Origin of the sequence: Lysinibacillus sp. NPDC096418, assembly GCF_044762775.1 — a bacterium.
Taxonomy (GTDB): domain Bacteria; phylum Bacillota; class Bacilli; order Bacillales_A; family Planococcaceae; genus Lysinibacillus.
This window is the reverse complement of the sequence record NZ_JBIWEY010000023.1, coordinates 21119-32610: the sequence shown is the minus strand read 5'-3', so window position 1 is coordinate 32610 and position 11492 is coordinate 21119. Positions and strand designations below refer to the sequence as shown.

The window sequence follows — 11492 nt, the reverse complement described above, 5'->3', positions numbered from 1 at the left end:
AAAAGATGCTCGCTCATAGTCTTTATAAGATTGAGCGGATTAAAGGGGGAGTTGTATTGTCGTTAACAGAAGCGCAGCAACATGAACAATATTATGACGCTATTTTTGAAGTTTTAAAAAATGAACCATACGCAAATTATTTAGGGATGGAATTAGTAGAATTAAAAGCAGGATATGCAAAAGCAACACTCTCTCCAACAACTCATATGCTCAACACGCATGGTACGGTACACGGGGGTATTATTTTTTCATTAGCCGACTATGTTTTTGCGGTGGCGAGTAATTCTTATGGGAAGACAGCTGTTGGTGTGACGAATACGATAAATTACCTGAGTGCGGGTTTAGCGGATCACGTACTAACAGCTGAAGCTCGTGAAGTAAAAAAGACACGTCGGTTAGCTTGGTATCGTATTGATGTTTGGAGTAACGATGAATTATGCGCGACAATGGAAGCGATGGTTTATCGAAAAAATGAAAATTTTATCGGTCAAGAGTAATGAGGTAAACAAAAGTGGAATGGCATTGTTGGTGTGTAAGAAGAAGCACGCTACAAAATACTTGTCGATTGAATAGATAGAAGATGTGTACGAGACCTAAATAGGTTCCATACACATTTTTTTTGAGTGCTAAAACCCTCCCTAGTTACGTAAAAGGTTATACGTGACTAGGGAGGGTTTTAAGATTGTCTGTCTTATACGTTTGCTACTGTTAATGATTTAGCTTGAGGTTTGCCAAAGTACGCTTCTTGTACCTTTGGATCATTTAATAATTCTTTAGCTGTACCTGTGATGGTCATTTGGCCATGTGCTAATACACAGGCACGGTCAGCAACTTTTAACGCAGCTTTTACGTTCTGTTCCACCAAAATAATCGTTGCACCGCGTTCATCACATAGTCTACGTAAAATATTCATAATATCTTTCACGATTAATGGAGCAAGTCCTAACGACGGCTCGTCTAGCATTAATACTTTAGGATTAGCCATCAACCCTCTTCCGATAGCTACCATTTGCTGTTCGCCGCCAGACAGTAAACCACCAGGACGATTGAGCATTTGCTTTAAGCGGGGGAATAGTTCTACGATTTCCTCATAGTCACGATGAACGGTTTTCTTATCTTTTCTATAACGATGATAAGAACCAAGCATCAGATTATCTTTTACAGATAAAGAAGAAAAGATTTGTCTTCGTTCAGGTACTAAACAAATCCCTTTAGAGACTGTCTTTTGTACACCGTCTCTAGTGATATTAAATCCCTTGTATTCGATTTTCCCTTCACTTGGTGTATAAACACCAGCTAAAGTCCCGAGTAGGGTGCTTTTACCGGCACCGTTTGAACCGACAATTGATAGTAATTCACCCTCTAATAATTCGAAATTAATGCCGTTAAGGACGTGTAAATACCCATGGTGGGTATGTAAGTTTTCGACTTTAAGCATATGCTACACCTTCTTCCTCATCATCACCCAAGTATGCAGCCACAACTAGTGGATTTTGGTAAATCTCTTCAGGCGTACCTTCTCCGATTTTCACACCATTGTCCACAACGACTAAACGATCTGAAATAGACATAACGGTTTCCATGTCATGTTCCACAAATAAAAATGTCATGCCATTTGCACGCATTTTCAAAATAACGTCCACTAATTGTCTTGATTCTTCAGCGTTGAGACCCGCCATTGGCTCATCTAATAAAATAAGTTGAGGCTTTGAAATGGCTGCACGTGCAATTTCAAGAAGCCGCTGACTGCCGTAGGGCAATTTATCGGACATTTCATAGGCGAATTCAGCAATCCCCACGTCTTTTAAACACTGTAATGCCCTTTCCATTGTGTTTACTTCTTCGTTGACAACGCTTGGTAAGCGTATACCGGCCGTTAAGATGTTTGTTTTCATGGTAATATGTGCGCCGGTCATTACATTTTCAATAACTGTCATATTGTCAAACACTTCTAAGTTTTGAAATGTTCTTGTCACGCCAGCCTGTGCAATTTGATAAGGCTTTTTACGTGTTAAGCGTTTACCTTGGAAATACACGTTTCCCGATGAACTCGGTAATACGCCTGTAATCATATTGAAGAGCGTTGTTTTCCCAGCACCGTTTGGGCCAATTACAGCGAATATTTCCCCTTTGTTGATAGTAAAGGAAACATTGTCTACAGCGACTACACCCCCAAATACTTTCGTTAAGTTTTCTACACTTAAGATGAGTTCTTTGTTAGCCATTTGTTTTCCCTCCTGTAGCTCGGGTTTCGATGGTTAAAGCCACTGGTGTAGCATTATCCTTCTTTTTAAATTTCGCGAGTATTTTCTCAAATTGTGGCACTAAACCATTCGGCATATAAATTAACGTTAAGACGAGTAATAAACCGAAGAAGACGATTTCAAACTCCCCTCCGACATTAGGTAAAAGTAATGGTATATAGTGTTTTAATAGTTCCCCTAGTAAAACATACGTAGCTGCGCCAATAATAGCACCCCAAATATTGCTTAAACCTCCGATGATAACCATGATTAATAGATAGATTGACGTATTTGCTGTAAATAAATCTGGATTAATAAATGATACGTAGTGTGCTAATAACGATCCAGAAATTGATGTGAAAATAGCACTTATCACAAAGATTTGTAGTTTATATTTCATTAAGTTCACACCCACAGCATCTGCTGCAATCTCACTACCTTCGATTGAGCGTAAACCACGTCCGATTCGCGAGTGAATAATATTACGCGCGAAAATGAGTGCTATAAAAACAAATATCCAAATGAGATAGAAATAACTTCGTTCTGTGATGAATTCAAAGCCGAATAAGCTAATAGGCGGGATGCCAAAGAATCCATTAGAGCCCCCTGTGATGGAAGTTAACTCTTTAAATGCTGTATAGACAATAATACCGAATCCTAATGTAGCTAATGCTAAATAGTAACCTTTTAACTTAAATGTTGGAATACCGATGAGTAGTGCAACAAGTGCTGAAATCAGCGCACCTACTATAATCGCTAACCAAGGCGATAAACTGTGTGTTGCTGTCATATACGCTGATGTGTAAGCGCCGATGCCATAAAAGGCTGCGTGTCCTAATGAAATTTGACCAGCGTAGCCTGTTAGCATTGTTAAACCGATACATACTAATGCATAAAATCCAATCATCGTAAGAATGGCAAGTATATACGTAGATCCCACAAATGGGATACAAAATAACAATGCAAAGAAAATGCCAGGTCCGACTAGGCTGTTGTTATAAATGAGCTTTAGATGTTTTTTGTTCATAGCTTTAGTCTCCCTTATACACGTTTTCCTGAGGCTTTAGCAAATAGACCTTCTGGTTTCACAAACAAAATTAATAATAGTAACGAGAAGCTCACTACATCTTTTAAACCAGATGACCATAATCCTTCTGTAAACGCTTCAATAATGCCGATTAAAAAAGCACCGGCAATCGCAGCTGGAGCATTTGTTAATCCACCAACAACTGCTGCGACGAACGCTTTAATACCGAGCATCATGCCCATATCATAGGAAGCGCCTGAAATTGGAGCGATTACCGTGCCTGCTAAAGCACCTACGGCAGCACTTACAACAACAGCTAGTAGTGACATTTTGTTTGGGTTGATGCCCATTAAACGAGCGGCAAAAGGATTGACCACACAAGCTGTTAAAGATTTTCCTGTAAATGTATAGTTGAAGAAATACATCATGATTATTAAAATAACGATTGAAAGGCCTATTGCCCATAAGTTTTGTGGAAGTAAAACAGCATCTAAAAATTGGATAGGTGTATTATCCGTAAATGGTGGTAATGTTTGAGCTTGCGTTCCCCAAATTAAAATAGCAATTCCACGGAAGGCAATCGATACGCCGATTGTAATAATAATTAAGGTTGTCATAGAAGATTTGCGAGCAGTATGAATCGCTGTTCGTTCAAATACACCACCGATTGCTGCCACGATGACAATACTTAAAATAATGGCTAACCATAAAGGTACATTTGCTTTTACAAGCGAGATACTGATTAAAGCACCAAACATGGCAAATTCACCTTGTGCAAAGTTAAGAATGCCTGTTACGTTATAAATTACAACGAATCCTACCGCAATTAATGCATAAATAGCTCCTATTGTTAAACCAGAAAATAGTAATTGCAACATTTGAGAAAATGTTTCCATGATGTTGTTCACTCCATTTCGTCCCAAGGTTATCAAACTGATAATGAATGAACAGTGATGGGAAGACATCACTGTTCATAGAACTTTTATTGTTTTCTATTAGTCTTCTAACGTCCATTTCCCATCTACAATACGAACCATTGCGAAACTATCTGGGCTTAATCCCATATGGTTGTCAGCGGTAATGGTAAAGGTACCTGTAAGACCTACAAATTCACCTAGGTCCTTCTCGATATAATCACGAATAGCCACGCTATCACTACCTTTTGCTTCAATTGCTTTTGATGCAATTGTGAAAGCATCTGCTGCATATGCACCGAATGTACTTGCTGGCTTATTGTATTTAGCTGTGTAAGCTTCGTTATATGCCACTAATAATTCCTTCTGTGGATTTGAATCTTCTAAACTATCAGTAACTAATAATTTACCTGTTGGCAACACCACATCATTTGCTGCAGCACCAGCTACTTCGATAAATTGGTTTGTTGCAATACCATGACTAGCAAGGACTGGCATATCTAACGCTAATTCACGAATATTTTTTATAACAACTGCTGATTCTTGTACAGTCCCCCATACGATAATCGCATCTGGATTTGCTTTTTTCACACGTGTTAATAGTGGTTTTGCGTCTGTGACTTTCGCTTCGAATTCATCTTCAAGCACTGATTCTACCCCGTATTTTGGTGCGTTTTTCACAAACTCATCATGTCCACCTGTTCCATAAGAGTTCGCAACGTTTAACCATGCAACTTTTGTTAAATCTTTATCTTTTAAGTATTGTAAAATACGTTCTACAGCTTGTTGATCGTCTTGAGGCATTTTGAATACCCATTCACGTGCTTTGCCGTCTTCACCTACATGAATTTGTTTACTTGCAGCAACTGAAATGTAAGGTACTTTATTTTGTTCTGCTAGAGGTAACATCGCTAATGAGTTACCGCTAATAGTACCACCGATAACAATTGAAACTTTATCTTGTGTTAATGCTTTTTTCATGGCAAGAATTGCTTCATTTTGGTCAGACTTATCATCATAAGTTACTAATTCGATCTGTTGACCGTTAATGCCACCTTCTGCATTTTTTTGTTCAACTACCATTTTAAGCGTTTGCATTTCTGATTCTCCAAGAGCAGCTGCTCCACCAGATGCTGAGAAGATTCCTGCGATTTTAATCGGATCACTAGAAGTTTCAGTGCTTGAATTAGAGCTCGATGATTTTGATGATGAACCGTTTGTTTCTGAATTAGATGATGAACTACACGCTACTAAAAATAACGCACTCATCAATAGGAAAAGAGAGAATAAAGTCTTTTTCATAAATACTGCACCCCTTAAATTTAAATTTTATCTCTATATAAACCGCATTCCCCTTTTAAATGACGGTGTGTATAGCCCTTTGTAAAGTAACAAAAAAAAATCAGTAGTTGAATTTATGTAATGATATTGTTTTTTTATATAATGATTTTAAAAACTTTTAGAGATAAAAAACGAAAATTTCAGTTCTTATATCACTTAAAGTAGAAAATTTACGATTTTATTATTCAAAAGAATATCATGTAATGCTATAAATGGTAAATACTAAAAATATACACATTAAATAATTATATATACAATTTTGATATATCCGTTTGTTTCTTGTTATATATTTTCAAGTGAAAAAGTGTGTGATCTGACTCCCAAAACCCTTGGCACGCCTAGAAATGTTAGGTTTTCTCTCTCTAAAATCAGAAAATCATACTACATTCAAGAGATTCTGTATATTCATAAAAATCAGAAAAAATGTTATTATACATATTAAATATGTTAATGGAATAAAATGATCGATTTTAAGTATGGAGGTGAGGGGAGTTATGGATTTAAGACAATTGAATTACTTCATTACAATTGTAGAAGAGGGGCAAATTACGAAGGCTGCAAAGAAATTACATATGGCTCAGCCCCCACTTAGTCATCAATTAAAGATGATGGAAGAAGAATTGAACTGTAAATTGTTTGACCGTAATGGGAAATCGCTTGAACTGACTGAATCCGGGAAGATTTTATATAAGAAAGGAAAAGTATTGTTATCAAATTTCGAAGATACCATTACTGAAATAAAAGAAGTAGGAGGGGGCTTAAAAGGTGTTTTATCGATAGGTGCAGATCAAACTTGTTTATCCTATTTACCCGAGAAAATCTCGATTATGCGCGAGAAATATCCGAATTTATGCTTTAAAATTATTGAAGGTGATACACTTTTTTTAACAGAAAGTCTGTTGCACAAAGAAATTGATATAGCGATTTTACAACAACCGATTGAAGATGAAAACTTTCTATCATTAGGACTAGCAACAGAAGAATTTGTGCTTGCCACACCAGAACAATGGGGTTTGGAGAGTCCGATTTTGATGGAGGATTTAAAAGATATACCATTTCTTTCTTTTTATCGTCATCGTAATTGTAGTACGTTCCGTTTTATTACGGATGAATTTAAACGTCACGGCTTTGAGCCCAATATAATTTGTGAATGTATTGATATTGCGATGGTTTCTTCGTTAATTAGTGAGGGAATAGGTGTGACCATTTTGCCAAAAACGAGTCTCGATAAATTTTCAAGTAAAGGTATTAAAATTATTGAATTTTCCAACTGTAGCATTCAATCAAAGGCCACCATTATTTGGCCGAAAGAACGTTATCTAGCAAAGCATGCAATGAATTTTTTGGAACTATTTACTTAATGTGCGCATGTTTAACGTGAAGGCTATGTCTCATCAATCAATGTCCTTTAAACTCTTTTTTTCTATTCTATTGTGCGCTGTTTTATGCTAGTTTTCTTAAAAAAGAGCACAATAAAAGAGCTCTCAGACGAATCGAGACGGAGAATTACTCGTCAGTTCGATATTGAGAGCCCATTTAATTTTCATGGGTTAACTTTAAAATATGTTTATATAGTGGTTAACTCATTGATATTCTAGATAATCCGGTTCCTCAGGATAGTATAGATCTTTACGCAAGCAGACATCCCGATGTGTGAGGGTTTCGCCTTTAAAACGAAGCCAAATTTCATCATCAGCCATGACACCATGTGTTTTTCGCACGATGCCCCAACGATTATAGGCTTGCATATCTAGTGAGGCCAGTAATTCTTTTGCGTTGACCCGAGTAGGGGGGAATGTTCGCCATTTTAGCCAACGTTCCAGTTCTTCTAAGGTAATATGCCCCTCCATCGTCGGTGAAAACTGCTTGTTAAAATCATCATTATAGTTAATGACATAGGGTGTCCCACCATTCGCCGGTTTTAACTCAACATGCGCAATAATATCATCCATCCACATTACGTCAAACGTCATATAATCAATCATCCATTTCACTTCCTTCTATGAATAAATGTTTCAAAGCTGAATCACGTAACTGCGAAAGTAATACGTCTTTAGCTCGTCCGAAATCATAAGGTGAGTGTTCAATTGCTTTTACTAATTTCTCTCTATCGATAAATGGTGGTCCTTCATAGAGGGCAAGTTGCTTTGTAAAAGCTGAATTCAGTGGTTTTGCCTTCACTTTCCGCTTTAAAATCGTTAAGGGTTTGCCAGGTGCATAGTCTTTTTCATCAGATAGCAGACTAAGCCCGTTATCGAAAATCGGTGCTAGTTCCCATGTTTTTTCTTTTGGATCGTATAAGAATAAAATGTTATTCGTATGCCGATCTTCATTGAGAATGAGGGCATCGAAAGCGAATAGCTGTGCAATCTGTCGGCGTACATTAAGACCTGTAAACTGCTCAACTTGCGCCATTAATTGCTCGAACTTTTCTGTAGTAGAAAGTGTTTTATTACTTGTAATTGGGTCAGTAGAGCTGAAATTTGCTTCAAACAAGCGCTCAAGTGTCACTTCCTGTTTTGTACCACGAAAGTCGAGGGAATAGCAGCCATCAAATTGTTCACCGTCAGCCAATTGAATGATACATGGTTGATAGACGACATAGTTTGAGCAATCCAGCGTTGAGCATTCAAGCACAAGTGAAGCGAGTACTTCTGCTTGTCCCTCATAACCTCGTGCATTTTGTTTGACCCACTTGTTGCCGATACGCCATTTCGATTGATCGCCTTTACTAGAGGTACTAATAATACGTTCAGCATCGCGAGGAATTCGAATTGTTTCCATATCATCACGTCCCATTTAGTATGAGTTTCTTCTATAGAATATGAGCTTTTGATGTAGACTCACTTCCATTTCTAAGCGAATATTATTTATCTTTTACTATACTCAAGTATAGATCTAACGAATTTTCAACTTCGATTGCGACAAGTTTGATAAAATCTTGATAGTCCTTTTGTGTATGTGTTTTATCTAACGCATCATAATAGGCTAAACGATTGCCAACCTTAATGACAACAGGGGGGAATCCATCCTTCATCAATTCTAAGTTTAGTAAAAGGCGTGCTGTACGGCCACTGCCATCAATAAATGGATGAATACCTACAAAAATGGCGTGTAACCTTGCACCACGCTCAACTGGATGCAAGGTTTGTCCTTCTGTTTCATACCACTGCATCATTTTCTCCATCTCTTCTTGAATGAGGTAGGGAGCAGGAGGCACATGGGATGCCCCGGAAATAAAGATTTGTTGATCGCGATAGACGCCAGCATATTGATCATCTATGCCTTTCAGAATAAGACGATGTAGGTTTTTAATTTGCCATTCAGATAGGGCTTCTTCTTTGTGCACAATTTCCTCAACATATGAAATCGCATCACGGTGGTTAATGACTTCTAAATGCTCTCGCATTGTTTTCCCACCCACTGTAATGCCTTCTAAAACGACTTTTGTTTCGTTCATCGTTAGTGTATTGCCTTCAATCGCATTGGAGTTATAAGTCCATTCCACTAGTAGTTTTTCACGTAAGCTCTTCAGTGTATAGGTTGGCAAAGGACGCTTATTGTTTAATAAAGCTTTTTTCTCTTGTACGACACGAAGTACATCATGCATTGAAATCGCCCCTTCACGTTTAATTGGAGTTTCTTCTATTATATAGTGGCATCATCGTTTACCGCACGAACAGTTGTCTATCCAACATTGTTTGTCGCTTCTTTAAACTTCTCTAATAATTCCTGTCCGCTGAATCCTTTTTCAATCAGACTCTCCAACAATTGCTCTGCAAAATCATCGGGTACTTTATGAACAGGTTTAATGAGAATTCCACCATCGACTAATTCCACCGTTACTTCATCTTGTAGTTGTAATGCATCAAAATATATTTTAGGAATCGTCATCTGACGTTGCTTCGATATTTTTACTTTTTTTGGTTCCTTCAAAGTAAAGGCCTCGTTTCTATATAATGGTATTCTTTATTATAAATAAAATTATTTAAAGAATAAAGAAATTAGATTAAAATGTTTTAACTTTATTTATTTGAATTTTAATTGAAATGAATCACTATTCAAAGACAAAAAAGATTCCTTTTTAGACGTGTAGAAATGGTATTATTACTTTGAAGGAAAATGATATAATTTCAGAAAAAAAGATAAATTAAAACTATTCTAAAAATAAGAAAGTGAGGGGAGACAATGGAACAAGAAAATTTTGTGCGCATAGCCAATTTGAATACAATGCAAACGAATAGAAAAGTACAGGCTACGATTGAAAAAGTATTTGAGCGGAAAATAGAAATGTACCAGTCAGATTATAATCGTTTTTTACGATTCTGCGATATTGAAGAAAGGGAACCAGATTTCGATGCACTTGAAAAGTATCTTAACAATTCGGTCGTGGATCAGCGTGTGAAGCTTTCTACATTTAATCGTCGTGCAGCTGGTGTGCAGTTCTTTTTGAAAGACTTTTATAATCTTTCGCAAACTGCGGAGCAAAAGAAAAGAATTCAATTGATTCGAAAATTATACAATACAGAAGATTATCTTCGCTTGAAGCCGATGCGAGGGGTGCGTGCTGAGAGACAAGAAGAGGTATTGCAGCTCATTAATAAATACGATACGACCCAAAAAGCTGATATTCGAAAACGTGCTATTTGTTTCGTCAATCTCATCACGGCCAATCGACCATCCGAAATGGTGCGATTAAAGGTATCTGATTTCGATTTAGAAAATCGTACAGTATGGGTCATGTTAAAGAAGCAAGGGGAGATGAAGGAAAAGCGTTTAACGATTGAAAGCGTGAATGCGATTAAAAAGTATATTCTAGTCTGTGGCTTACAAGGTGATGATTACTTTGTTGGTGCAGCTGATCGCTGGGGGAATTATCGTAGTCGAATGATTACGGAACGTAGCTATAATCGATTAATTCATGAATGGCTTGGCTTTGCACCGTATACTTTGCGTAAAACACAAATTACACATATGCATAAGAAAAAAGCTGACTTAGCTACAATTGCGAAACAATCAGGCCATAAGTCGCTTCAAACAATAACACAACACTATTTAGAAGTGAATAATAATGATGTGGATGAGTATTTATAAGTTATTTAAGGAGTTTTTCGACTGAATCCCCCCATTCTATACCTCTAAATCATGCACTTTCACAATTTGTTCAATGAAAGCGTTTTGAATTTGAACAGTTTGTGAAGTGTCTCACATAGTGCTGTTCTTTTGAAAAAATTGGCGTAGAATAGAAATCAAGTAAGAAGTTGTTATAAAACAGTTTGGCATAAGTAGCACAGTTATTGTGATTGTTATATTACAAAAAACAAAATGATGGGGGATTTTACAATGTGGGTTATTACAGTATTTGAACAAAAGGACGTTCGTATTTTTGAATATACAAACAAAAGTGAAGCCACACAAGCGCTTCAACGTTTAAAGAAAAACGCCGTATTAACGTATACAAAATAATGAGTAGCCCGTAACCAAGATTGATGGTTGCGGGTATTTTTTTGTAGTATTAAGTGTAAATTGCGTATATAAGGTGAGCAAAATTGAAGTTACGAGATGAACTAGTGGATGCGTTTTTAAATAGCAGTCATAATTGATGTCGATTACTTTCCGATATATGGCTTCTTCCATATCAATGCTTTAATAATAATGGCGGTTAGTATCTAGGACTAGATACGTGTAGATTGAGGCTATGAAACTACTCCCATTTAATGAATATATGCATATATTAGTATATAAATATATACATATATTAATATATACGTATATGATTAACGCTCGCTTAAAATCGTAAGAACTTGCCATTTGAAAATCGGGTAGAGCAAATGCTTATTTCAGCTTGATAAAAATCTAACTATTTCACAGTTGAAGCATTAAGAAAAGATAAAAAGCAGCATTTATCAGATGTTTTTTAGGCAGATTCAACGGTTTATTGTTATTTAACTAACGAAGCAGTTTAGT

The 11492-nt window shown here is 36.7% G+C and carries 13 protein-coding genes; 4 read left to right on the top strand and 9 right to left on the bottom strand.

From position 1 onward, the window contains the following. Positions 1–56: 56 nt before the first annotated feature. Positions 57–497, top strand: coding sequence for a PaaI family thioesterase (locus ACIQZG_RS16060; RefSeq protein WP_402756495.1), 441 nt, complete (start codon positions 57–59; stop codon positions 495–497). Positions 498–691: 194 nt separating this feature from the next. On the opposite strand, the gene ACIQZG_RS16055 is transcribed toward ACIQZG_RS16060, so the two are convergent. From ACIQZG_RS16055 to ACIQZG_RS16035, 5 genes are all read right to left on the bottom strand, one after another. Then, positions 692–1438 (bottom strand): ABC transporter ATP-binding protein, encoded by a 747-nt coding sequence (locus ACIQZG_RS16055; RefSeq protein ID WP_402756494.1) that lies wholly within the window; start codon positions 1436–1438, stop codon positions 692–694. Continuing rightward, on the bottom strand, positions 1431–2225 hold the full coding sequence (locus tag ACIQZG_RS16050; RefSeq protein ID WP_402756493.1) for an ABC transporter ATP-binding protein: 795 nt from the start codon (positions 2223–2225) through the stop codon (positions 1431–1433). The genes ACIQZG_RS16055 and ACIQZG_RS16050 overlap by 8 nt, the downstream gene beginning before the upstream one ends. Next, complete coding sequence (locus ACIQZG_RS16045) at positions 2218–3270, bottom strand: branched-chain amino acid ABC transporter permease (protein ID WP_402756492.1); 1053 nt, start codon at positions 3268–3270, stop codon at positions 2218–2220. Before ACIQZG_RS16045 ends, ACIQZG_RS16050 begins: the two co-directional genes overlap by 8 nt. A gap of 14 nt (positions 3271–3284) precedes the next feature. Continuing rightward, entirely contained in the window at positions 3285–4166 is an 882-nt protein-coding gene (locus ACIQZG_RS16040; RefSeq protein WP_402756491.1) for a branched-chain amino acid ABC transporter permease, read from the bottom strand. Positions 4167–4265: 99 nt separating this feature from the next. Next, positions 4266–5486, bottom strand: coding sequence for an ABC transporter substrate-binding protein (locus ACIQZG_RS16035; RefSeq protein ID WP_402756490.1), 1221 nt, complete (start codon positions 5484–5486; stop codon positions 4266–4268). 533 nt (positions 5487–6019) lie between these two features. Between ACIQZG_RS16035 and ACIQZG_RS16030 the strand changes: the two genes are divergently transcribed. After that, positions 6020–6886, top strand: a complete 867-nt coding sequence (locus tag ACIQZG_RS16030) for a LysR family transcriptional regulator (RefSeq protein ID WP_402756489.1) — start codon at positions 6020–6022, stop codon at positions 6884–6886. Between the two features lie 222 nt (positions 6887–7108). On the opposite strand, the gene ACIQZG_RS16025 is transcribed toward ACIQZG_RS16030, so the two are convergent. The 4 genes from ACIQZG_RS16025 to ACIQZG_RS16010 all read right to left on the bottom strand — a co-directional run bounded on the left by ACIQZG_RS16025 (position 7109) and on the right by ACIQZG_RS16010 (position 9461). Then, positions 7109–7510 (bottom strand): hypothetical protein, encoded by a 402-nt coding sequence (locus ACIQZG_RS16025; RefSeq protein ID WP_402756488.1) that lies wholly within the window; start codon positions 7508–7510, stop codon positions 7109–7111. Next, entirely contained in the window at positions 7503–8309 is an 807-nt protein-coding gene (locus ACIQZG_RS16020) for a HipA domain-containing protein (protein ID WP_402756487.1), read from the bottom strand. The genes ACIQZG_RS16025 and ACIQZG_RS16020 overlap by 8 nt, the downstream gene beginning before the upstream one ends. 82 nt (positions 8310–8391) lie before the next feature. Further along, positions 8392–9135 carry a Fic family protein gene (locus ACIQZG_RS16015; protein WP_402756486.1) on the bottom strand — a complete coding sequence of 248 codons (744 nt, stop codon included), beginning with the start codon at positions 9133–9135 and terminating at the stop codon, positions 8392–8394. Positions 9136–9212: 77 nt separating this feature from the next. After that, positions 9213–9461: an AbrB/MazE/SpoVT family DNA-binding domain-containing protein gene (locus tag ACIQZG_RS16010; RefSeq protein ID WP_402756485.1), complete on the bottom strand. Its 249-nt coding sequence runs from the start codon at positions 9459–9461 to the stop codon at positions 9213–9215. A gap of 252 nt (positions 9462–9713) precedes the next feature. On the opposite strand from ACIQZG_RS16010, the gene ACIQZG_RS16005 reads away from it, so the two are divergent. Beyond that, positions 9714–10619 (top strand): tyrosine-type recombinase/integrase, encoded by a 906-nt coding sequence (locus tag ACIQZG_RS16005; RefSeq protein ID WP_402756484.1) that lies wholly within the window; start codon positions 9714–9716, stop codon positions 10617–10619. Positions 10620–10868: 249 nt separating this feature from the next. Beyond that, complete coding sequence (locus tag ACIQZG_RS16000) at positions 10869–10991, top strand: hypothetical protein (protein ID WP_402756483.1); 123 nt, start codon at positions 10869–10871, stop codon at positions 10989–10991. Positions 10992–11492: the final 501 nt, after the last annotated feature.